Origin of the sequence: Stenotrophomonas sp. CFBP 13718, assembly GCF_014842145.1 — a bacterium.
GTDB lineage: Bacteria > Pseudomonadota > Gammaproteobacteria > Xanthomonadales > Xanthomonadaceae > Stenotrophomonas.
In genome coordinates this window covers 1-22,683 of the sequence record NZ_JACYVC010000015.1, presented here as the reverse complement: position 1 = coordinate 22,683, position 22,683 = coordinate 1, and the positions used below count along the sequence as shown (strand labels likewise).

Annotated in this window: 22 protein-coding genes; 16 read left to right on the top strand and 6 right to left on the bottom strand. The window is 66.2% G+C overall.

Annotated features, from left to right (window positions below):
• Position 1 precedes the first annotated feature (1 nt).
• The 5 genes from IFT58_RS17610 to IFT58_RS17590 all read left to right on the top strand — a co-directional run bounded on the left by IFT58_RS17610 (position 2) and on the right by IFT58_RS17590 (position 5,237).
• Entirely contained in the window at positions 2–556 is a 555-nt protein-coding gene (locus tag IFT58_RS17610; protein ID WP_192096346.1) for a DUF2878 domain-containing protein, read from the top strand.
• Positions 553–1,347 carry a DUF1295 domain-containing protein gene (locus IFT58_RS17605; protein ID WP_192096344.1) on the top strand — a complete coding sequence of 265 codons (795 nt, stop codon included), beginning with the start codon at positions 553–555 and terminating at the stop codon, positions 1,345–1,347. Before IFT58_RS17610 ends, IFT58_RS17605 begins: the two co-directional genes overlap by 4 nt.
• Entirely contained in the window at positions 1,344–2,417 is a 1,074-nt protein-coding gene (locus IFT58_RS17600) for a class I SAM-dependent methyltransferase (protein WP_192096343.1), read from the top strand. Before IFT58_RS17605 ends, IFT58_RS17600 begins: the two co-directional genes overlap by 4 nt.
• A gap of 11 nt (positions 2,418–2,428) precedes the next feature.
• Entirely contained in the window at positions 2,429–2,962 is a 534-nt protein-coding gene (locus IFT58_RS17595; RefSeq protein ID WP_188325753.1) for a lipocalin family protein, read from the top strand.
• A 382-nt stretch (positions 2,963–3,344) separates the two neighbouring features.
• Entirely contained in the window at positions 3,345–5,237 is a 1,893-nt protein-coding gene (locus IFT58_RS17590) for a patatin-like phospholipase family protein (protein WP_192096341.1), read from the top strand.
• Between the two features lie 304 nt (positions 5,238–5,541).
• Here the strand turns inward: IFT58_RS17590 and IFT58_RS17585 are convergent, their stop codons facing one another.
• The gene (locus tag IFT58_RS17585; RefSeq protein WP_192096339.1) at positions 5,542–6,909 is read right to left on the bottom strand and encodes a short-chain fatty acyl-CoA regulator family protein; all 1,368 of its coding nucleotides are present in this window, start codon (positions 6,907–6,909) and stop codon (positions 5,542–5,544) included.
• A 113-nt stretch (positions 6,910–7,022) separates the two neighbouring features.
• Between IFT58_RS17585 and IFT58_RS17580 the strand changes: the two genes are divergently transcribed.
• From IFT58_RS17580 to mmsB, 5 genes are read left to right on the top strand one after another with little or no spacing between them, the layout of a single operon-like run.
• Complete coding sequence (locus IFT58_RS17580) at positions 7,023–8,528, top strand: CoA-acylating methylmalonate-semialdehyde dehydrogenase (protein WP_192096337.1); 1,506 nt, start codon at positions 7,023–7,025, stop codon at positions 8,526–8,528.
• Between the two features lie 16 nt (positions 8,529–8,544).
• Positions 8,545–9,711, top strand: a complete 1,167-nt coding sequence (locus IFT58_RS17575) for an acyl-CoA dehydrogenase family protein (RefSeq protein ID WP_192082129.1) — start codon at positions 8,545–8,547, stop codon at positions 9,709–9,711.
• A complete protein-coding gene (locus tag IFT58_RS17570; protein ID WP_192096335.1) occupies positions 9,708–10,505 on the top strand; it encodes an enoyl-CoA hydratase in 798 nt (265 codons plus the stop codon). The genes IFT58_RS17575 and IFT58_RS17570 overlap by 4 nt, the downstream gene beginning before the upstream one ends.
• On the top strand, positions 10,502–11,683 hold the full coding sequence (locus IFT58_RS17565) for an enoyl-CoA hydratase/isomerase family protein (RefSeq protein WP_192096333.1): 1,182 nt from the start codon (positions 10,502–10,504) through the stop codon (positions 11,681–11,683). Before IFT58_RS17570 ends, IFT58_RS17565 begins: the two co-directional genes overlap by 4 nt.
• Positions 11,680–12,570 carry a 3-hydroxyisobutyrate dehydrogenase gene (gene mmsB, locus IFT58_RS17560; RefSeq protein ID WP_192082126.1) on the top strand — a complete coding sequence of 297 codons (891 nt, stop codon included), beginning with the start codon at positions 11,680–11,682 and terminating at the stop codon, positions 12,568–12,570. The genes IFT58_RS17565 and mmsB overlap by 4 nt, the downstream gene beginning before the upstream one ends.
• 40 nt (positions 12,571–12,610) lie before the next feature.
• On the opposite strand, the gene IFT58_RS17555 is transcribed toward mmsB, so the two are convergent.
• From IFT58_RS17555 to IFT58_RS17545, 3 genes are all read right to left on the bottom strand, one after another.
• Positions 12,611–12,940: a hypothetical protein gene (locus IFT58_RS17555; protein WP_249405744.1), complete on the bottom strand. Its 330-nt coding sequence runs from the start codon at positions 12,938–12,940 to the stop codon at positions 12,611–12,613.
• 61 nt (positions 12,941–13,001) lie between these two features.
• The gene (locus IFT58_RS17550) at positions 13,002–13,436 is read right to left on the bottom strand and encodes a lysozyme inhibitor LprI family protein (RefSeq protein WP_188325761.1); all 435 of its coding nucleotides are present in this window, start codon (positions 13,434–13,436) and stop codon (positions 13,002–13,004) included.
• A 120-nt stretch (positions 13,437–13,556) separates the two neighbouring features.
• Positions 13,557–13,982 (bottom strand): organic hydroperoxide resistance protein, encoded by a 426-nt coding sequence (locus tag IFT58_RS17545; RefSeq protein WP_192082124.1) that lies wholly within the window; start codon positions 13,980–13,982, stop codon positions 13,557–13,559.
• A gap of 109 nt (positions 13,983–14,091) precedes the next feature.
• On the opposite strand from IFT58_RS17545, the gene IFT58_RS17540 reads away from it, so the two are divergent.
• Entirely contained in the window at positions 14,092–14,916 is an 825-nt protein-coding gene (locus tag IFT58_RS17540; protein WP_192096331.1) for an AraC family transcriptional regulator, read from the top strand.
• 97 nt (positions 14,917–15,013) lie between these two features.
• On the opposite strand, the gene IFT58_RS17535 is transcribed toward IFT58_RS17540, so the two are convergent.
• Positions 15,014–15,970, bottom strand: a complete 957-nt coding sequence (locus IFT58_RS17535; RefSeq protein ID WP_223202956.1) for a cation transporter — start codon at positions 15,968–15,970, stop codon at positions 15,014–15,016.
• A 390-nt stretch (positions 15,971–16,360) separates the two neighbouring features.
• Between IFT58_RS17535 and IFT58_RS17530 the strand changes: the two genes are divergently transcribed.
• Positions 16,361–17,824 (top strand): SulP family inorganic anion transporter, encoded by a 1,464-nt coding sequence (locus tag IFT58_RS17530; protein ID WP_192096330.1) that lies wholly within the window; start codon positions 16,361–16,363, stop codon positions 17,822–17,824.
• A 68-nt stretch (positions 17,825–17,892) separates the two neighbouring features.
• On the opposite strand, the gene IFT58_RS17525 is transcribed toward IFT58_RS17530, so the two are convergent.
• Positions 17,893–18,144 carry a hypothetical protein gene (locus IFT58_RS17525; protein ID WP_192096328.1) on the bottom strand — a complete coding sequence of 84 codons (252 nt, stop codon included), beginning with the start codon at positions 18,142–18,144 and terminating at the stop codon, positions 17,893–17,895.
• A gap of 642 nt (positions 18,145–18,786) precedes the next feature.
• Here IFT58_RS17525 and dusA point away from each other — a divergent pair.
• From dusA to IFT58_RS17505, 4 genes are all read left to right on the top strand, one after another.
• Complete coding sequence (dusA, locus tag IFT58_RS17520; RefSeq protein ID WP_192082121.1) at positions 18,787–19,782, top strand: tRNA dihydrouridine(20/20a) synthase DusA; 996 nt, start codon at positions 18,787–18,789, stop codon at positions 19,780–19,782.
• A 337-nt stretch (positions 19,783–20,119) separates the two neighbouring features.
• Entirely contained in the window at positions 20,120–20,389 is a 270-nt protein-coding gene (locus tag IFT58_RS17515; protein ID WP_223203025.1) for a hypothetical protein, read from the top strand.
• Positions 20,390–20,463: 74 nt separating this feature from the next.
• Positions 20,464–21,147, top strand: coding sequence for a response regulator transcription factor (locus tag IFT58_RS17510; protein ID WP_004136763.1), 684 nt, complete (start codon positions 20,464–20,466; stop codon positions 21,145–21,147).
• A 22-nt stretch (positions 21,148–21,169) separates the two neighbouring features.
• Positions 21,170–22,594, top strand: a complete 1,425-nt coding sequence (locus tag IFT58_RS17505) for a sensor histidine kinase (protein ID WP_188325770.1) — start codon at positions 21,170–21,172, stop codon at positions 22,592–22,594.
• Positions 22,595–22,683 lie beyond the last annotated feature (89 nt).

Here is a 22,683-nt window from a genome sequence, read left to right as displayed (position 1 = left end):
CATGCATTTCTGGGGCAACGTGATCGGCAACCAGCTGGTCTGGTTCTGCGCGGTGGCCGGGGCCGGCCGCGGCCAGTACTGGCCGGCCGTGTTGGCCGCCACGGCCTACATCGTCAGCCAGTTGCTGCTGTCGGCACATCCGAGCGTTGAACTTAAGCTGATGGCGGTGGCGATCGTCTGCGGGCTGCTGGTCGACGGTGTGGCCGGTGCCAGCGGGCTGGTGGTGTACGCCGCCGGAACCCCGGCCGCGTGGCTCGCCCCTGTATGGATTCTCGCGTTGTGGGCATCGTTCGCGATGACCTTGACGGTCTCTTTCGCTGCCCTGCAGCGACAGTGGAGGCTGGCCGCCTTGGTCGGCCTGCTGCTGGCCCCGCTGGCGTATCTGTCTGCCGCGCGGGGATTTTCTTCAGTGGCCTTCGCCACGCCGGCATGGCGGGGCATCGCCGTGCTCGGCATGGGCTGGTCGCTGGCACTGCCTGCCCTGGCCGCCTGTGCGCGGCGATGGCAGCGGCCGTATCAACGCAGCGCCCGGCTGCAATCAGGAGAGGGTCGATGAAGCTGTTGTGGTGGGTATGGCTGTACGCGGCCGTGGTGATGAGCTGGGGCTGGTGGTGGCAACGTCGCAACGAGAACATCGGTGTGGTGGATGTGCTGTGGGCAAAGAGTGTGGCGGCCGCCGCGCTGCTGCTGGCGCTGCTGGGGGAAGGCGCGCTGCTGCCGCGGATGGCGCTGGGTGTGCTGGGCGGGCTGTGGGGAGCCCGCTTGGCGCTCCACCTGTGGCAGCGCGTGCGCAGCGAGGATGAAGACGGCCGCTACCGCTACCTGCGCGAGCACTGGAACGGGCACCAGGGCAAAATTTTCGGCTTCTTCCAGGCGCAGGCGCTGCTGGTGGTGCTGTTCGCGCTGCCCTTCATCGCCGTGGCGCTCAACCCGCGCACTGACGGCGTGGGTTGGGTGATCGCGGCGGCGGCGGTGTGGTTGGCTAGCGTCGGCGGTGAAGGCCTGGCCGACCGCCAGCTGGCTCGCTTCCGCGCCAAGCCGGAGAACAAGGGCCGTACCTGCCGCGATGGGCTGTGGCGCTACTCACGGCACCCCAACTACTTCTTCGAGTGGCTGCACTGGTTCACCTACGTCCTGCTCGCGGTGGGTTCGCCGCTCTGGTGGTTGTCGTGGTTCGGTCCGCTGGTCATGTACGTGTTCCTGCGCTGGTTGAGCGGTGTGCCCTTCACTGAAAAACAGGCGCTGCGCAGCCGCGGTGATGACTACCGCGAGTACCAGCGCACCACCTCGATGATCTTCCCGTGGTTTCCCCGCAAATCTGCTGCATCCAAGGAGTTCCGCCCATGAGCACCGATATCCAGAGTCTGCCTGCGGCCGACTACGCGCCGGGGCTGACCGGCCTGGCAGAACGTGGCCTGCTGCCTGATGCGCTGCTGCGCCTGGGCATCCGCCAGCAGTGCGCACAGCGCCTTCGCGAAGAGCAGGAAGGCGGTACCGATGCGCAGTCCGCGCGCTTCTCCGAGCGTATCGCCGAGCTGGCGGGCAGCCCACTGGCACTGCATGTGGACGCCGCCAACCGCCAGCACTACGAGGTACCCGCCGCGTTCTTCGCGGCCTGCCTGGGCAAGCGCCTGAAGTACAGCAGCTGCTATTACCGCACCGGTCATGAAACGCTCGACCAGGCCGAGGAAGCCATGCTGGAACTGTATGCCGAGCGTGCGGGTCTGGCAGACGGTCAGGACATCCTGGAGCTGGGCTGCGGCTGGGGGTCGTTGACGTTGTGGATGGCCGAACGTTATCCGAACGCGCGCATCACCGCCGTGTCCAACTCCAACGGCCAGCGGACGCATATCGAAGCGCAGTGCAAGGCGCGCCGGTTGGGCAATGTCACGGTGCTGACGCGCGATGTGAACCACCTGGAGCTACCCGAGCATGCGTTTGATCGCGCGATCTCCATCGAGATGTTCGAGCACATGCGCAACTACGACCGCCTGCTGGGCCGCATCGCCGGTTGGCTGCGCAGCGACGGCGCGCTGTTCGTGCATATCTTCGTGCATCGCACGCTGATGTATCCCTTCGAGACCCAGGGGGATGACAACTGGATGGGGCGGCATTTCTTCACCGGTGGTCTGATGCCGGCCGCCGACACCCTGCTGCATTTCCAGCACGACCTGCTGCTGCAGCAGCGTTGGCTGCTGGACGGCACGCATTACGAGCGCACCGCCAACCATTGGCTTGCCAACCAGGACAGCCAGCGCGATGCGCTGATGCCCGTGCTGCGGCAGACCTACGGCGATGCCGCTGCCGCGCTGTGGTTCCAGCGCTGGCGGATGTTCTGGATGGCGTGTGCCGAGCTGTTCGGCTATGAAAACGGCCAGCAGTGGCAGGTCGCCCATTATCTGTTCCGTCCCCGCTGAAGGAGATCGCCATGCGTCTGTACAGCCTGCTTCCCGTCGTTGCGATGGCACTATCGGCCAGTGCCTGTTCGTCCAGCCCCGAGCGGCCGCTGCCGCGTGCACCGCAGGTTGATGTGCCACGTTTCATGGGCGACTGGTACGTCATCGCGCAGATTCCCACCTTCATCGAGCGCAAGGCCTTTGATTCGGTGGAAACGTACGCACTGCGTCCGGATGGCCGCATCCAGACGACCTTCACCTACCGCAAGGGCAGTTTCCAGGCGCCGGTGAAGACAATGCACCCGGTCGGTCGGGTGGAGAAAGAAGGCAACGGCGCCGTGTGGGGCATGCAGTTCATCTGGCCGATCCAGGCGGAGTATGTGATCTCGTGGCTGGACGCGGATTACCAGCAGACCATCGTGGCGCGCAGCAAGCGTGACTACGTGTGGTACATGGCGCGCACCCCGCAGGTCAGCGACAGCGACTACCAGCAAGCGATCGAGCGCATCGCCGCGATGGGCTACGACACCAGCAAGATCCGCCGCGTCCCGCAATCAAACCGCTGAACGGCGGTAGAGCCGACTTCAGTCGGCTGTCTTCGAAGCCCAGGTAGAGCCGACTTCAGTCGGCTGCCTTCGAAGCCCAGGTAGAGCCGACTTCAGTCGGCTGTCTTCGAAGCCCAAGTAGAGCCGACTTCAGTCGGCTTTCTTCGAAGCCCAAGTAGAGCCGACTTCAGTCGGCTTTCTTCGAAGCCTTGGTAGAGCCGACTTCAGTCGGCTGCCCCGAAGCCGACTGAAGTCGGCTCTACCACCCCATCCCAACCCGCCCACGGCACACCCCACCCAACCCGCCTACACCCCACCGCACCCCACAAACTGCGCCACCCATCTCATGCCGTGAGAGGCACACTTGCCATAATCGGAGCCGTATCCAGCAGAGGGTCGGCCCATGGCAGCCAAGTACTGCGATCTGGTCATGAAGGGGGGCATCACCAGCGGGATCGTCTACCCGAACGCGGTGCTGTCGCTGGCCAAAGCGTATCGGTTCAAGAGCATCGGTGGCACCTCGGCAGGCGCCATTGCCGCGGCCGTAGCGGCGGCTGCCGCGCTCGGTGACCGCCGCCGCCACGCCGGCGAGGCGATGAACGCGCAGGCAGGTTTCGAGGGGTTGTCCGCCGTATCCGCGCAGCTGTCCACGCGCGGATTCATCTACCGCCTCTTCCAGCCGGCGCGTGGCGGGCGTGCGGCCTACCGGCTGCTGGTGGTACTGGCCAGCCACGCCGGCTGGCTGCGAAAGATCGTCTGTCTGTTGGCCGCGGTGTTCACCATCGCGCCAGTGGAGGTGCTTGTATCGCTGACCCTGCTGCTCGGCATCGGCGCGTGGGCCGGCGGCGGCCCTGGCGTGCTGGCCACGCTGCTGCCCTCGCTGCTGTGTGCCTACGGCGCCGGCGTAGCGGGGGCCTTGCTGCGTGTAGCGCGTGTGGCGCGCGGCAACCTGCTGGGGCTGTGCAACGGCCGCAGCGAGGACCCGCAGCGACCCGCACTCACAGACTGGCTGCATGCCAGCCTGCAGGCGTTGTCCGGGCGCCCGCTGGACCAGCCGCTGACCTTCGCCGACCTGCATTCGGCGCCGCGTTATGCGGGCGAGCCGCAGGATGCGCATGCCGTGACCCTGCAGATGATCAGTACCTGCGTCTCGCACAACGAGCCGCGCACGCTGCCATTCAGCGATGCGACGTTCTGGTTCCTGCGCGAGGAGTTCGATCTCCTGTTTCCGTCCAGCGTGGTGGACTGGCTGGTGCAACACGCCGGGACACCCGAGACCTTCGACGGGCGGGACTACCATCGGCTGCCCGCAGGAGATCAACTGCCGGTGCTGGTTGCCACGCGGATGAGCCTGAGCTTCCCGCTGCTGATCAGCGCGGTGCCCCTGCATGAGCCGGCATGGTCGGCCACGCGGCCCCCGCTGCAACGCGTCGAGCCCGGTCGGGGGGGCAAGAACGTGGCAGACAGCATGGAAGGGCTGACCCAAGGCGGGCAGGCGGCGTCGACGGCACCTGCTGCAGCGGAGGCGCCGCGTTTCCGGCGCTGTTGGTTCTCCGATGGCGGCATCGGCAGCAACTTCCCGATCCATCTGTTCGACGCGGCGCTGCCGCGCTGGCCCACCTTCGCCATCAACCTGGTGTATCCGGGCGGTGCCGTGTCAACCGTGGACCCTGAGGATCCGCAGGGCGCGCTGGGACGTGCCGTGGTATTGCCCGCCGGCAATCGTGAGGGCTGGCAACGCAGCTACCGCGACATCAGTGCGCCGCTCGCCGCCAACGAAGTGCTGCGGTTCCTGTTCGCGGTGATATCCACCATGCAGAACTGGCGCGACCTGCTGCAGGCGCGGGCACCCGGCTACCGCGACCGCATCGTCAACGTGGCGCTGGAGGGGGACGAGGGCGGCATGAACCTGGACATGCCACAGGACGTGCTGAGCCGAATCGCGGAGAAAGGCACGCTTGCCGGGGAGCGCTTCTGTGCGTTCTCCTTTGAAAACCACTACTGGGTGCGTTGGCGCAACCTCGCCTCGGCCTACCAGCGTTACACGCTGGAAGTTTCGCGCACCGATGATGCCAGCCAGCAGGTGGTCGCCTACCGGGCGGTGTATGCCAGCGTGGCGACCGGGCAGCCCCTGCCACCGTCGTATCCACTGGGCTCGCAGGAAAGGCAGCGCGCGTCGCAGACGCTGTACGCGCGCATGGTGGAGCAGGGCACCACGTGGGAAGACTGCGGCCCGGACCTCACCGAGGGCGCACCACGCCCCCTGCCGCAGATGAAGGTCACGCCGATCTATTGAGCAGACCGTCAGGGTAGAGCCGACGGGTAGAGCCGACTTCAGTCGGCTGCCTCTGCATCACGCGAAATGCGGCCGACGGGTAGAGCCGACTTCAGTCGGCTGTCTTTGCATCACGCGTAATGCAGCCGACGGGTAGAGCCGACTTCAGTCGGCTGTCTTTGCATCATGCGAAATGCAGCCGACTGAAGTCGGCTCTACCCCGCCATTCCCGCCATTCCCGCCATCCCCACCGTCCCCCGCCGTTCCCGCCATTCCCACCACCCACCACCCACCACCCACCACCCGCCCGCCGCCGCCCCCTGCCTCAGCGCCCCGGCAGCTGCGCGAACGCGCGCTGCATGCAGTCTTCGCGCGGGCATACCCGGCAGCCGGGTCCGATGGATACCGAGTTTCCCGGGCTCTGGATATCCAGCCCCCGGGTGTAGACCAGCCGCTCTGCATGCTGCAGATCGCAGCCCAGCGCCACGGCAAAGGTCTTGCGTGGCTGGCCATGGCCGACCGGGCCGCTGCTCACCTGCCGGGCCAGCCAGAAATGGCGCCGCCCATCCGGCATGCGGGCGGTCTGGGTGAGGATGCGTCCGGGCTGGTTGAACGCTTCGTAGACAATCCACAGCGGGCACGAACCGCCTACCTGCGAAAAGTGGAAGTCGGTGGCCGAGTGGCGTTTGGACACGTTGCCGGCACGGTCCACGCGGATGAAGAAGAACGGCAGGCCCGGTGCACTGCGCCGCGCCAGCGTGCTCAGCCGGTGGCAGACCGCTTCGAACCCTACGCCGAACTGGTGCGCCAGCAGTTCGATGTCGTAGCCGCTGTGCTCGGCTGCGCGCAGGAACGGGCCGTAGGGCATCACCAGCGCGCCGGCAAAGTAGTTGGACAAGCCGATGCGGGCCTGGGCGATACGCGCATCATCGCGGAAGCCGGCACGTTCGATCACCGCATCCACGGTCTCGCCGTGCCCGCGCAGGGCCAGCTCGGCAGCCATCTGGAAGGCCTGCTGGCCCGGTTCCAGGTAATCCGGCAGCCACAGCGTGCGCGCCTGGGCATCCAGCAGGCGCTTCTCGCGGCCAGCCTGCAGCGGTGCCACTTCCACCATCACGCCGTGACGGTCGGCCAGCAACTGGCGTAGCCGCGGCGCCATGTGGCCGACAGTCAGCCCCCACTCGGCGAACAACTGCTCGGCCAGCTCATCCAGCTCCGGGATGTGGTTGTGCATGCGGTTGAAGAAGTCGCGCACCTGGTCGCCCGCGGGCAGGCTCAGTCCGGCGCCGGGCTCGCCCAGCTGGAACTCCAGCGCTGCTGCATGCTCGCGCAGCGCCAAATGGCGGCGGTGCAGGTCCAGCAAGGCTTGGCTGACCTGCGGCAGGTTGCCGGCCATGGCCCGCAGTTCGGTGGCACTGACATCGGCCAGGCCGAGGTCACGCAGCGTCTGCCCCAGCGCATCCTGCAGCGCCGCCGGTCCTCCGGCATCGAACAGGTCGCCCAATTCGCCCAGCACGGCGCGCAGACGCTGCTGCACGGCCGGGGTCAGCGGCCGCTTGTTGCGCTCGATCTGGTTGAGATAGCTGGCGGAAACGCCCAGCCCCTGCGCCAGTTGCGCCTGGGTGTAGCCACGCTGCTCCCGCAGCTTGGCCAGGCGCAGACCGAGATGACGCTGAGGCACAAGGTCATTCACAGAATTAACAAAAATCAGCAGCCCGGTTGGCCAGATTAAGCGCAGACAGCTCAGAAATCGAGCAGTGGCCTGTGAATAATGCCAAGCATCTTCAGTACTCCGATGGAACCGCCATGACTGTTGCAGCGCCCCGTATCCGTCTGTTGATCGATGGCCAGTTCATCGAGTCGTCCACCGCGCAGTGGCAGGACGTCGTCAATCCGGCCACGCAGGACGTGCTGGCCCAGGTGCCGTTCGCCACCACCAGCGAAGTCGACGATGCCGTCGCTGCCGCCAAGGAAGCCTTCAAGACCTGGCGCAAGACGCCCATCGGCACCCGTGCGCGCATCTTCCTGAAGTACCAGCAGCTGATCCGCGAGAACATGAGCGAGCTGGCGCACACCCTCAGTGCCGAGCAGGGCAAGACCGTGCCGGACGCCGAAGGCGATGTATTCCGCGGCCTGGAAGTGGTCGAGCACGCCGCAGCAATCGGCAACCTGCAGCTGGGCGAGCTGGCCAACAACGTGGCCAATGGCGTGGACACCTACACCTTGATGCAGCCGTTGGGTGTGTGCGCGGGCATCACGCCGTTCAACTTCCCGGCGATGATTCCGCTATGGATGTTCCCGATGGCCATCGCCACCGGCAACACCTTCGTGCTCAAGCCGTCCGAACAGGATCCGATGGTCACCATGCGCCTGGTCGAACTGGCGCTCGAAGCCGGCATCCCGAAGGGTGTGCTGAACGTCGTCCACGGCGGCGAAGAAGTGGTCAACGCGATCTGTGACCACCCGGACATCAAGGCGATCTCGTTCGTGGGCTCCACCCGCGTCGGCACCCACGTGTACAACCGCGCCTCGCTGGCCGGCAAGCGCGTGCAGTGCATGATGGGCGCGAAGAACCATGCGGTCGTGCTGCCTGATGCCAACAAGGAGCAGACCCTCAACGCGATGGTTGGCGCCGCGTTTGGTGCAGCCGGACAGCGCTGCATGGCCGCCTCCACGCTGGTGCTGGTGGGTGATGCACGCGCCTGGGTGGAGGACCTGGTGGCGAAGGCGAAGACGCTCAAGGTCAGCGCTGGCTCGGTGACGGGCACCGATGTCGGCCCGGTCATTTCCTGCAGTGCCCGCGAACGCGTGGAAGGCTTGATCGCTTCGGGCGTGGAGCAGGGCGCAACGCTGGACCTGGACGGCCGCAATCCGCAGGTTGATGGCTTCGAAAAGGGCAACTTCGTCGGGCCGACCATCTTCTCCGGCGTCACCACCGACATGCGCATCTACCAGGAAGAAATCTTCGGGCCGGTGCTGGTGATCCTGGAAGCGGAAACGCTGGAAGACGCCATCGCGCTGGTCAACAGCAACCCCAATGGCAACGGCACGGCGGTGTTCACCCAGTCCGGCGCCGCCGCGCGTCGCTTCCAGGAAGACATCGACGTCGGCCAGGTCGGCATCAACGTGCCGATCCCGGTGCCGGTGCCGCTGTTCTCCTTCACCGGATCGCGCGCGTCAAAGCTGGGTGACCTCGGTCCATATGGCAAGCAGGTGGTGATGTTCTACACGCAGACCAAGACCATCACGGCACGTTGGTTCGATGACGAGACGCTGAGCCACGGCGTCAACACCACCATCAGCCTGAAGTAACCACGGAGTTGCAGACATGAGTAACTCGATGACGACGGAACTCGACGAAGCGCAGCAAGCCTATCGAGAGGCAGCGCGTGACTTCGCCCAGGCAGAATTGGCGCCACACGCAGCGCGGTGGGATGCGGAGGGCATCTTCCCGCGCGAGGCAATCGCCAAGGCAGGGGAACTCGGTTTCTGTGGCTTGTACATGGATCCCGAGGTCGGTGGCAGCGGCTTGAGCCGTCTGGACGCCGCCGTCGTCATCGAGGAACTCGCCAACGTGGATCCCTCCACCGCGGCCTATGTCAGCATCCACAACATGGCCTCGTGGATGGTCTCCACCTGGGGCCAGGAAAGCCTGCGCGCCGCGTGGGGCGCGGATCTGTCGGCCGGCACCAAGCTGGCCTCCTACTGCCTGACCGAACCGGGAGCGGGCTCGGATGCGGCATCGTTGAAGACCACGGCCGTGCGCGATGGCGACGACTATGTGCTCAATGGCTCGAAGGCCTTCATTTCCGGCGCTGGCGCGACCGAGCTGCTGGTGGTGATGGCACGAACCGGCGGCCCCGGCGCGAAAGGCGTCAGCGCCATCGCGGTGCCGGCCGACCTGCCGGGCATCAGCTACGGCCGCAAGGAAGAGAAGATGGGCTGGAACAGCCAGCCGACCCGTGGCATCACCTTCGACAACGTGCGCGTGCCGGTCAGCCACCTGCTGGGCGAAGAGGGCGGCGGCTTCAAGCTGGCCATGAAAGGCCTGGACGGCGGGCGCATCAACATCGCCGCCTGTTCGCTCGGTGCCGCGCAGGGTGCGCTCGATGCGGCACGACGCTACATGGGCGAGCGGCGCCAGTTCGGCAAGGCGCTGGCCGAGTTCCAGGCGCTGCAGTTCAAGTTGGCCGACATGGCCATCGAGCTGGTCGCCGCACGGCAGATGGTGCACACCGCGGCCCGCAAGCTCGATGCGGGTGCCAGCGATGCCAACGTGTGGTGTGCGATGGCCAAGCGCTTCGCTACCGATGCGGGCTTTACCGTGTGCAACGAAGCGCTGCAGATCCACGGCGGTTACGGTTATATCCGCGAGTACCCGATCGAGCGCCTGCTGCGTGACTGCCGTGTGCACCAGATCCTGGAAGGCACCAACGAGATCATGCGGGTGATCGTTGCCCGTCACCTGCTCAATACCGAAGAGGAACTGCGATGAACGATTGGCGCACCCATGAACATGCCGGCCTGAAGGTCGAGGCCGATGGCCACGTTGCGGTCATCACCCTGCACAATCCGCCCGCGCATACCTGGACCGTGCACAGCCTGTCGGCCCTGCGCGACCTGGTGGGTGCGTTGAACGCGGACCGTGATGTCTATGCGCTGGTGATCAGTGGCGAGGGCGAGAAGTTCTTCTCCGCCGGCGCCGACCTCAACCAGTTTGCGTCCGGCGACAAAGCCGCTGCGCGGGAAGCCGCGCGCCGCTTCGGTGAGGCATTCGAGGCGCTCTCCGCGTTCCGCGGCGTGTCCATCGCGGCCATCAACGGCTATGCCATGGGCGGCGGCCTGGAATGTGCGTTGGCGTGCGACCTGCGCATCATCGAAGAACACGCCCAGGTGGCGCTGCCGGAGGCCACCGTCGGCCTGCTGCCGTGCGCCGGCGGCACGCAGAACCTGCCGCGCCTGGTCGGCGAAGGCTGGGCCAAGCGGATGATCCTTCTCGGTGAGCGCATCGACGCAGATACCGCCGTGCGGATCGGTCTGGCCGAGCAGAAAGCCGGCAAGGGCGAAGGTAAAGCGCTGGCGCTGGAGTGGGCGAAGAAGGCCGGCAAGCAGAGCCCGACCAGCATCGCCGCCTGCAAGACGCTGGTGCAGTCCACCCGCACCGGTACCCATGCATCGGCGCTGGTCGCAGAGCGCGAAGCGTTCGTGGACCTGTTCGATACCGCCGACCAGGTAGAGGGCGTCAGCGCCTTCCTGGAAAAGCGCAGCGCGCAGTGGAAGAACGCATGAGCCGGGAAACCGACATCGTGGTTGACGAAGCGCCGGTGCTGTTTGAAGAACGCACCGCGGCCAACGGCACGCGCATCGGTATCGCCACGCTCAACGCACCGCGCACGTTGAATGGCTTCTCGCTGCCGATGGCCCACCTGCTGTTGGAAAAGCTGCGTGCGTGGGCAGACGATGACGGCGTGGCCGTGGTCGTGCTGCAGGGCGCTGGCGAGAAAGCATTCTGCGCCGGCGGCGACCTGCACAGCCTGTACCAGAGCATGCAGGCGTACCGCGCGGCAGGGCAGGTGGACATCCGCCAGAACACGCATGCCGCCGAGTTCTTCGACATCGAGTACCGCGTCGATTACCTGATCCATGCGTACCCCAAGCCGATCCTGTGCTGGGGCCACGGCATCGTCATGGGCGGCGGCATCGGCCTGATGTCCGGCGCCAGCCATCGCGTGGTCAGCGAGCGCTCGAAACTGGCGTTCCCGGAGATCACCGTCGGCCTGTTCCCGGACGTCGGCGGCAGCTGGCTGCTGCAGCGCGTGCCGGGCAAAGGGGGACTGTTCCTGGCGCTGACCGGCGCGCTGCTTGGCCCGGGTGATGCGATCCATGCCGATCTGGCAGATCTGCACATCGCCGAATCGCAGCGCGCCGAAGTCTTCGACGCATTGCTGCAGGCGGACTGGGGCCGCGACAGCGAGGGCAACCACGGCCGCTTGGACACGCTCCTGCAAGCCTTCGCCAGCGACGCACCCGCAGGCCCGCTGCAGGCCCATGCGGACCTGCTGGAAACGCTGTGCGCCGGCGACGAACTGCCGGCGATCATCGAACGCATCCGCGCCCTGCAGACCGACGACGCGTGGCTGCAGAACGCGCAGAAGACGCTTGCCGCCGGTGCACCCGGTTCGGCGCGGCTGGCGTTTGAACTGCAGCGCCGCACCGCCGGCGCGGACCTGGCGACGGTGTACCGGCTGGAGTACGTGACGGCCCTGCATTGCGCCGCGCACGGTGACTTCGCCGAGGGCATCCGCGCGCTGTTGGTGGACAAGGACCGCACCCCGCACTGGAACCCGGCTTCGCTGACCGACGCCAGCGCGGCGTGGGCCGAAGACTTCTTCATTTCCCCGTGGCCGGCAGACCAGCACCCGCTGGCCGACCTTGGCGCCACCGCTGCTGAAAGGACCGTCGCATGAGTCGCATTGCATTCATCGGGCTGGGCAACATGGGCGGTCCGATGGCCGCCAACCTGGCCAAGGCGGGCCACGCCGTGCGCGTGTTCGACCTCGTACCCGCCGCCGTGCAGGCGGCCGTGGATGCCGGCGCAACGGCTGCCACCTCCGCACTGGATACGTTGACCGATGCCGAGGTGGTGATCTCGATGCTGCCGGCCAGCCGTCACGTCGAAGGCGTCTATCTGGGCGATGACGGTCTGCTGGCCGACATCCCGGGCGGTGCGCTGGTGATCGACTGCAGCACCATCGCACCGGCCACCGCGCGCAAGGTCGCCGAAGCCGCCGCGGCGCGTGGCCTGCAGATGCTGGACGCCCCGGTGTCCGGCGGTACCGCCGGTGCCACGGCCGGCACGCTGACCTTCATCGTCGGGGGCGAAGAGGACGCACTGGAACGTGCACGCCCCTACCTGCAGGCGATGGGCAAGAACATCTTCCATGTGGGGGCCAGCGGCGCCGGCCAGGTCGCCAAGCTGTGCAACAACATGGCGCTGGGCGTGATCATGGCGGTGACCGGTGAATCCATCGCCCTGGGCGTGGCACACGGGCTGGACCCGAAGGTGCTGTCGCAGATGATGGCGGTCAGTACCGGCCGCAGCTGGGCGACCGAAGTGTGCAATCCGTGGCCGGGGGTGCTGGAAAACGCGCCGGCCTCGCGCGGCTACAGCGGTGGCTTCGGCAGCGACCTGATGCTCAAGGACATGGGCCTGGCGGTGGAAGCGGCGATGAGCGTGGGCGCCTCCATCCCGCTCGGCGAGCTGGCGCGCAACCTGTATTCGATGAATCACCAGGCAGGCCGCGGCAAGCTGGACTTCTCCAGCGTGGTGCAGCTGGTGAGCAACGAGAAGTAACCGCGAGCTGGGTCGGATCGCTTTCGCCGAGCGAAAGCGATCAGGCGCTTGGTGTTTTGCTGCTGTCGCGTGTCCCTTCATCCATGAAGCGGATCGACGAGCGCCCCCCGATCCCGTTGCCATGGCTGAGCAGATCCCCGCGCAGGTCGTCACGATCTGCGGTGAAGGGCAGACCCTTTGCCGTGGCGTAGGCCTGTGCCTGGTGATCCACCGCATCCACGTAGGTCTTTTCGCCCGCCTGCAGTGGGCGACTTTCGATGGAACCCACCGGCCACGTGCCGAGCTGGCCGAAGTCCACCTGGATCGCGCCCAGGCTGTATCCGCTGCTCTGCGCAACGCTGCTGACGGTTCCCCAGTCGGGCTCGCGCATGCCGCGCGTGATCCCCGCGATGGACAGGTGGTACGACGCTGGCCCACCCTCGGTCAGCCGCTTACTCCAGCAGGTCCAGATACTGCTGCAGCTGGTCGGCGCGCGCGCTCAGGCGGCGCATCTGCGCATCGCTGCCCTGCAGGTTGCCGGCCTGGGTGCTGTCCTGCACGTATGTCTCCAGCTCGGCATCGCGGTCACGCGATTGCAGCCACGCACGCTGGGCTGCGGTGAGGGCCGCCTTTCCGCTTGCGTCCAGCTTTGCCTGCAGCGCTCTGTAGACGCGGTTGAGGCGCTGGTCCTGGCGGGTGGTTTCTGCGGAAATGCACGCAGCCTGCACGATGGCGCCCTGGGCGCGCTGCTGGCAGGTCGTGAAAGTGGGGCTGATGCCCTTCGCCGGGGTGGCCGGAACAGGCGACAAGGCGAGCGCGGCGCTGCTGGCCAGCAAGGCGCTGAGCAGCGTGATCGAACGACAGAACGGCTTCTGCAACAGCTGCATGCGCTACTCCACGATCATGGGGCGTGGAGTATACGAAGCGGTTGCTGACAGGCGCGTTAGACCCGACCCGGACACCCGTGCACACGGCCGGGCGATCCGGCCGCGTGCAGGGGATGAAAGTCAGGCCACGATCAGCTTGACGTCGATGTTGCCCTGGGTCGCATTGGAGTACGGGCAGACGATGTGGGCTTTCTGCACCAGCTCTTCCAGCTGTTCGCGCGGCACACCCGGGGCGGTGATGGTCAGCTCGGCCTCGATGCCGAAACCGGTCGGGATCTGGCCGATGCCGACCTTGCCGGTAACGGTGGTGTCAGCCGGCAGCGCGACCTTGGCCTGGCCGGCGACGAACTTCAGCGCGCCGAGGAAGCAGGCCGAATAGCCGGCAGCGAACAGCTGCTCCGGATTGGTGCCCGGGCCGCCTGCGCCGCCCAGCTCGCGCGGCGTCGACAGCTGGATGTCCAGCACGTTGTCGGAGGACACAGCGCGGCCTTCGCGGCCGCCGGTTGCGGTGGCCTGGGCGGTGTACAGAACCTTTTCGATCGACATGGAGGAGTTCCTTGTTGGGGTGGCCGGTTGGCCGGTGAGGTGTACTTTGCGCGCCTTTGCTGGACGTGTGGCAACATGGAGTCCGGAAAACTTGATGGATCGTCCGGCCATGCTCGATCGACTTGAATCCCTGCTCGATCGCTTCCCGGTCAGTGCGCGGCTGCTGCAGGGTGGCGAGATCAGCGGCCACTGGGTGCCGGCGCAGGCCGCCAGCCAGCCCCTGCTGCACCTGCTCAGCCAGGGCGGCGTGGAGGTGATGGACAGCGATGGCACCCGCCTGCGCATCGATCAGCCCAGCGTGCTGTTGTACGCCCGGCCGCGCGAACATCATTTCAGCATTGATGACGGGCTGCAGGTGCCGCTGGTGACGGCGGGGCTGCGTTTCGAAGCCGGCGAAGGCAGCCCGGTGGCCGACGCGTTGCCGAGCCCGATCTGCTTGCCACTGGCCGACCTGCTGGGTAGCAACGCGGTGCTGGGTGTGCTCTTCGAAGAAGCCTTCACCGAGCGCTGTGGCCGGCAGGCGATGCTCGACCGCCTGTTCGAACTGGTGATCATCCAGGTGCTGCGCACGCTGATGGAAAACGGCCAGATCCAGGTCGGGCTGCTGGCTGGAATGGGCCACCCGCGGCTGCGCCATGCACTGGTGGCCATGCACGAACGACCGGCCGAAGAGTGGTCGCTGCAGACGTTGGCCGAGCGTGCCGGGATGTCACGCAGCGCCTTCGCCGAAGGGTTCCGCGATGTCGTAGGCAGTACGCCCGGGCAGTACCTGCAGGCGTGGCGGACGCGACTGGTGCAGCAGGCCCTGCGCCGTGGCCAGCCGCTGAAGCGCATCGCCGGTGACGTCGGGTATGGCAGCGAGGCCGCGCTGTCGCGCGCGTTCAAGGCGCAGACCGGACAGTCCCCGAGGGAATGGAAACAGGCCGCGCGGTGACGCTGGGTATGGCGATTGCCGTGGTAGCGCCGAGCCATGCTCGGCGAGCGCCCCGCGCGGTGAAGCATTCCACCGAGCACGGCGCGGCCCTACCCGGTCATACCGCCCATTCCAGGTCGGTGGTGAACATGATGGTCAACCAGCGATCCGGTGACTCCTCACCCAGCAGGTCACCGATCTCATCGCGCAGGCGATCCCATTCGGCCAACGCACGCGGCGGATCGTCTGCACGGACCACGAAGAACAGTTCGATCTGTTCACCGCGACCGACCTGCGCCACGTAGCTGCGGTAATCGATGAACCCATGTCGAGTGACCACATCGCGGGCCACCGCATCCACGTGCGCCCGCAGCTCCTGGGGCGCCACCAGCAGGATGCCGGCCAAGGCTTGGCGCACGGTGCCCAGCGGCGCCACCATGACGAACAAGCAGACCACTGCCAGGATGCCCGGATCGATGTACGGCCCGATCCAGTCCAGCGACGTGCCACGCACCAGTGCACCGCCGATGAAGGCCAGCAGATAACACGCGGACATGCTCGCCGCGATGATCCAGTTCTTCGCATCCAAGGCGATGAAGTCCGAGCCGATCTGCCGGTTGGCACGCAGCACGAAGGCCGCCAGCGCCCCTTCGGCCAGCAGCGAGATCACCCCGAAGGTGATGGCCGGGCCGAGCGCGATCAGACGCCCGCCCGAGGTCAGCGCATCCACCGCATTGACGAACGCGTACAGCGCCGCACCAATCATCAGCGTGCCACTGACGCCCAGCACGATGGGTTCCAGATGCCAGAATCCCATCGAAAAACGCTGGTTCAAGCGCGACTGCAGGGTATCGGTATTGGTGGACTGGGCAATCAGCCGGGCGACCAGCAGCGACAGCCACGTCATCACCACATCGATCATTCCGTAGATGCCATCGAAGATGATCAGCGAGGAGTTGGCGTACAGCCCGAAGCCTACCGCCATGGAGGCCATGACCAGGGTGCCGGCGATCGAAAGGCGCAGCACCCCCTGCTCGGTGCGGGTATCGAAGAAACGTGGGGGAATGATGGCCATGCCGTGATTGTAGGCCGGGACCATGACCAGCCCGTAGCGCCGAGCCATGCTCGGCGAGCGCGCAGCGCGGCAGCACGCAGCACGCAGCGTCAGCAGCCCTTGGCCGGTATCCCGGTAGCGCCGAGCCACGCTCGGCGAGCGCGCAGCGCGGCAGCTTCGTTCTTCCGCCGAGCACGGCTCGGCGCTACCACGGCAGCAGCACGGCTCGGCGCTACCCGCCGGGCCTTGGCTGCCGTAGACTTGCGCGCTTCCCGCCCTCCGCGAAGCCCGTACGCAGTGACCACGCCACCCTGACCCCTGCCTCATGGCAGCCGGACCTGTCCGGCATCAGGAACCCGCGTACCCATTGCAGCGCTGCGTGGCCGTGACCACGTGCGCCAAGGAAATCCCATGCAGACCCATTACCCGCTGCGCCAGCAGTGGCTCGGCAACGTCCGTGGCGACGTGCTGTCCGGCATCGTCGTCGCGCTCGCGCTGATCCCCGAGGCCATCGCTTTCTCCCTCATTGCCGGGGTCGATCCGAAGGTCGGCCTGTACGCCTCGTTCTCCATCGCGGTCATCACCGCCATCGCCGGCGGCCGCCCGGGCATGATCTCCGCCGCCACCGGTGCGATGGCGCTGGTGATGGTCGATCTGGTCAAGGACCACGGCCTGCAGTACCTGTTTGCCGCCACCATCCTGACCGGCGTACTGCAGATGTTGGCCGGCGCATTGAAGCTGGGCTCGCTGATGCGCTTCGTCTCGCGCTCGGTCATCACCGGCTTCGTCAATGCGCTGGCGATTCTGATCTTCATGGCGCAACTGCCGGAACTCGTCGGCCGTGGGCCGACGGTCTACCTGCTCTGCGCAGCTGCGCTGGCGATCATCTACCTGCTGCCACGCATCACCCGCGTGGTGCCCTCGCCACTGGTGGCGATCGGCGTGCTCACCGCCGTCGTGATCGGTTTCGGCATCGACGTACGCACGGTCGGTGACATGGGCCAGCTGCCCGACAGCCTGCCGTCCTTCTTCCTGCCGGACGTGCCGCTGAACTGGGAGACGCTGCGCATCCTGCTGCCGGTGTCGGCCACACTGGCGGTGGTGGGCCTGCTCGAATCCATGATGACCCTGCAGATCGTCGAGGACATCACCGAGACGCCGAGCGAGCGCAACCGCGAGTGTGCCGGGCAAGGCCTGGCGAACACGGTGACCGGCTTCTTCGGCGGCATGGCCGGCTGCGCGATGATCGGGCAGTCGGTGATCAACGTGACCAGCGGCGGGCGCGGGCGCTTGAGCTGCCTGATCGCCGGCAGCGTGCTGCTGATGCTGGTGGTATACGGCAGCGAGCTGGTGCGCCAGATCCCGATGGCTGCCCTGGTGGCGGTGATGATCATGGTCAGCATCGGCACCTTCAGCTGGCGCTCGCTGCGTGACCTGCGCACTCATCCGCGCAGCTCTTCAATGGTGATGCTGCTGACGGTGGTGGTCACTGTGGCGACGCATGATCTGGCCAAGGGCGTACTCAGCGGCGTGCTGCTGTCAGCGCTGTTCTTCGCGCGCAAGGTCGGCGGCATGTTGGACGTGCAGCGTGATGACCACGAAGGCGCGCAACGTTATGTGGTGCGTGGACAAGTGTTCTTCGCATCGGCCGGGCAGTTCGGTGCGGCCTTCGATTACCAGCACGTTGCGCCGCGGGTGGAGATTGACCTGCAGCACGCGCACCTGTGGGACCTCACGGCCGTGGGTGCACTGGAGCGCGCTGCCGAAAAGCTGCGTGCGCATGGCGCCGTGGTGGACATCGTTGGCCTCAACGCGGCCAGCCGGACGCTGGTGGAGCGGGTGGGACGCAAGGGCGCACCGGACAGCGTGCACTGACTGCTGCGACCCTTCATTCTTCGATCCGGGCTGCCGCCGTACGGCAGCCCGCGCGCGCTTGGGCGCTGTCAGTGTTCGCAGTTCTGGTGGACGATTACGGTGTTGGCATCGATGACGTTGACCTTGGGCTCACCCACCAGCTGGCCAGCCAACTTGTCGCACCCGAACTTCAGCAGGCGATCTGCCTCCCGACGTTGAGCTTCACCAAATTTGCCTTTGAATGTCACGCTGAGGGGAGTGACGGCAGCGTTGGCGCTTGGGGCCATGACGAGGGCAACGAGCAAGCCAGACAGAACAGCCTTCAATCGGTGATTGTTCATGATGTCTCTCTTCAGGGTGAGCGCGGCGACCTGCCGCGAGAGGCATGGTGGACGGCTGGTTGAAGAAAGGCTGTAGGGCAGCGTGCCGCAGACGGCAGCAGGCTTGCTGGTAGCCGTATAGGAGACTCCGATGCGACGAGGCTGGCAGCTCCCGTATTGAGGCTGACAGCTCCGGCCTTGTATCCCGCCCTGCAGTCGCCGGACACGTGCATTGCGCCGCGTTGCTGGGCAAGGCCGGTCTTGCTGCGTGGGTGCTTGGCGTCCCTGAGCATCGTCGTAGGGTTCGCCGCGTCGAGGTCAGACCACAGTAGCCGGGTGATCCCGCCTCCACGCTGCGCCGTGAGAATGACGAAAGGCAAATTACCAAGCGCCAGGCCTCGGCCACGAATCGGTTGTCGACTTCAACACCTTTCATCGGCCTGGCCGGTTTGAGCCGTCGGAAAGGAATCCCGCGGCGACGTTCATTATTGCAGGCGCGCGCGAGGGATAATGTGCCCCTTGGCGTTCATGTGGTTCCCCGCACCTGCTGTCGGGAATGCGCGATCACACGGGGGGCGGTCAGCTGTTTGGCCACAATGGTGCCCAGGGCTTCACTCAAGCGAATTGCTGTGGCCGCCAGTCGATCTTTATGACCTTAAGTACATGAAAACATTGAAATCTGAGCATATCCGCCTGTGCGTCGCCCCGATGATGGATTGGACGGACCGCCATTGCCGCGTGTTCCATCGGCTGCTGGCGCCCGGCGCGCGGCTGTATACGGAAATGGTGCACGCCAACGCGGTGATCCATGGCGACCGCGAACGACTGCTGGGCTTTGATCCGGTGGAACAGCCGCTGGCGCTGCAGCTGGGCGGCAGCGAGCCGGCCCTGTTGGCGCAGGCCGCGCGTATCGCGCAGGACTGGGGCTACGACGAGGTCAACCTCAACTGCGGGTGTCCGTCCGATCGCGTGCAGGCGGGGCGCTTCGGTGCGTGCCTGATGCGCGAACCGGCCCTGGTGGCCGACTGCGTGGCAGCGATGGTGGCGGCCGTGGACATCCCGGTGACGGTCAAATGCCGCCTGGGCGTGGACGATGACAGCGAGTACGAGCGCTTCGCGGAATTCGTCGACCGCCAAGTGCAGGCGGGCGCCCCGATGGTGGTGGTGCACGCGCGCAACGCGTGGCTGAAGGGCCTTTCGCCCAAAGAAAACCGTGAGGTACCCCCGCTCCGTTATGACTGGGCGTACCGCCTCAAGCAGGAGCGCCCGCAGCTGCCCGTGGTGCTCAATGGCGGGCTGGCCAGCATCGACGCCGTACAGGCGCAGCAGGGCAAGGTGGACGGGGTGATGCTGGGCCGTGCGGCCTACCATGACCCCTACCTGCTGCATCAGCTGGAGTCGCTGCACACGGGCGCACCGCTGCAGACGCGGCAGGCGCTGCTGCGCGCCCTGCGTCCGTACGTGGAAGCGAAGCTGGCGGAGGGCGCCGCGCTCAAGCACATCAGCCGCCACATCCTGGGCCTGTTCCATGGCCAGCCCGGGGGGCGCGCATTCCGGCAGATCCTCAGCGAAGGCGCGCACCGTGAGGGAGCCGACTGGTCGTTGGTGGAACAGGCGCTCGCGGTCACCGAGCGGGATGGCGGACGCGTCGCGGCCTGACGACTTCTGCAGGGCGACATCCGGCGCAACATACCTGCTAGTATGTTCACTTACCTGAACATAGACATCCGATCTTCAGAAAAGTTCAGACCGGATTCACTGGTAAAAGCCGAAATTTGGAAAAGATATGTAAAGCCCCGGGTCCTTGATCCGGACGCGGACTTCACATTTTTTGAACGAATTGCCGACCTCGGCTAGGATCGCAACGATGTTCTTCCGTTTCCACACCTGCCAGCTCACCCTTGCCACCTGCGTGGCGCTGGGTGCATTGGCGCCGCTGCCGTCCCATGCGCAAGCGCCTCCACCCGCGCAGATGCAGCAGGGCGTGCCGCAGCGCATGCAGATGGCCGAGCGCGCGGACATGGTGCGCGGTGGCCCCAGCGAAGAGCGGCGGTCGTTGTCCGATGCGGTGCGTCGGGTGCAGCGGTCTACCGGTGGACACATCCTTGGCGTGGAGCAGGTGCCCTTTGATGGGCGCAACATCAACCGCGTGAAGTACATGGATGAGCGTGGTCGCGTGCGTTACATGGACGATCCTGTGCAGCAGCGTTCACAACCCCGCCCGCCCCGATCGGATATGTCTTCACTACGCGGCGATAACCCCTGAACAGGGATCATCGTCGCATCAAACCCGATTTCCACCGGCCCAACAGGCCGACCCCAGCACACTAGGGAGAGTTCATGCGTATCCTTCTGGTCGAAGACGAAGCCCCGCTGCGTGAGACCCTTGCAGCCCGGCTCAAGCGCGAAGGCTTTGCCGTCGACGCGGCGCAGGATGGCGAGGAAGGTCTCTACATGGGCCGCGAAGTGCCGTTCGACGTAGGCATCATCGATCTGGGCCTGCCGAAGATGTCGGGCATGGAACTGATCAAGGCCCTGCGCGACGAGGGCAAGAAGTTTCCGGTGCTGATCCTGACCGCACGGTCCAGCTGGCAGGACAAGGTCGAGGGCCTCAAGCAGGGCGCCGACGATTACCTGGTCAAGCCGTTCCACGTTGAAGAACTGCTGGCGCGTGTCAATGCACTGCTGCGCCGTGCAGCCGGCTGGAGCAAGCCGACGCTGGAATGTGGCCCGGTTGCCCTGGACCTCGCGGCGCAGACGGTCAGCGTGGCGGGCAGCAACGTCGATCTCACCAGCTACGAGTACAAGGTGCTGGAGTACCTGATGATGCACGCCGGTGAACTGGTCTCCAAGGCCGATCTCACCGAGCACATCTACCAGCAGGACTTCGACCGCGACTCCAACGTGCTGGAGGTCTTCATCGGCCGCCTGCGCAAGAAGCTGGATCCGGACGGCGAACTGAAGCCGATCGAAACCGTACGCGGCCGCGGCTACCGTTTCGCGATTCCGCGTAACGAAGGCTGAGCCTGCACCTGGCGAGCATCTGATGTCCGGCCGTCTGTGGTTATTCCGACGCTGGCGGCCGCGATCCCTGCAGGCACGCCAGCTGCTGGCTGCGTCGGTGGGCCTGGTGGCCTTCCTGGCGCTGGCCGGTTACGCACTGGATGCGGCCTTTGCCGATACCGCGCGTGCCAACCTGCGCGAGCGGCTGAAGAACTACGCCACGGCCTACGCGGCCGGCAGCGATTTCACCCGCGACCGCTCGTTGTACCTGCGCGAGCAGCCGCCGGATTCGCGTTTCGACGTCCCCGGCAGTGGCCTGTACCTGCAGGTGGTGACGCCCGATGGCAAGGTCACCTCGATGTCCGCCGAAGGTCCCATGCTGCCTACGGTGGGCGGTGGCCTGCTCGCGCCGCGTCAGGAAGTCTTTGAAGGTCCGTTGCCGATCATCCAGATCGACGGCAGCGAGGGCTCGGTGTATCGCTACGGCCAAGGCCTGGTGTGGGACGTGGAAGCTGATCCGGCGACCGAGTTTCCGTACACGATCTACGTGATGGAAGACAGCAGCGCACTGGGTGCGCAGCTGCGCGTATTCCGTGGCCGTGTGTGGTTCTACCTCGGTGGTATCGGCCTGATCCTGCTGCTGCTGCAGACGGTGATCCTGCAATGGAGCCTGCGGCCGATGCGTCGGGTGATCACCGAGCTGACGCGCGTGCAGCGCGGCGAGAGCGAGCGCATGAGCGAGCGCCACCCGCGCGAACTGGAACCGCTGACCGACAGCATCAACGCCTTCATCGAGAGCGAGCGCGATAATCTGGAGCGGCAGCGCAACACGCTGGCCGATCTGGCGCATAGCCTGAAGACGCCGATCGCGGTGCTGCGTACGCAGATGGACAGCGGATCCAGCAACGACGCGTTGCGCGAAGAGCTGGATGTACAGCTGCAGCGCATGAACAACCTGGTGTCCTACCAGCTCGCACGTGCCGCGTCGTCGGGCCACAAACTGTTCTCTGCGCCGCTGCCGATCGAGTCCAACGCCGAGGAGATCGTGCGCGGGCTGGAGAAGGTGTACGCCAGCAAGGGCGTGTTGTGCGAGTTCGACATCGATCCGGGTTCGCGCTTCCACGGCGAGCCGGGTGACCTGCAGGAACTGTTGGGCAACCTGCTGGAAAACGCCTTCAAGTGGGCCAGCCGCCGCGTGCTGCTGACCGCGCAACCGCTGCCCGCACCGAACATGCGCCGCCCCGGCCTGCTGCTGGCGGTGGATGACGATGGCCCGGGCATCGCGCACGATGACATCGCCAAGGTGCTGCAGCGGGGTGTGCGCGGCGATGAGCGCGTGCAAGGCCATGGCATCGGCCTGTCGATCGTGCAGGACCTGATCAAGGACTACCGCGGCGAACTGCTGGTGACGCGCTCGTCGGAACTGGGTGGCGCGCGTTTCGAAGTGCGGCTGCCGCCCGGCCCGTAAGCCGGAGTCCAGCCGCTGCAGGATCCATCACCGCGCGGGCATCACGCACCGCGCGGGGCGCTCGCCGAGCATGGCTCGGCGCTACCAGC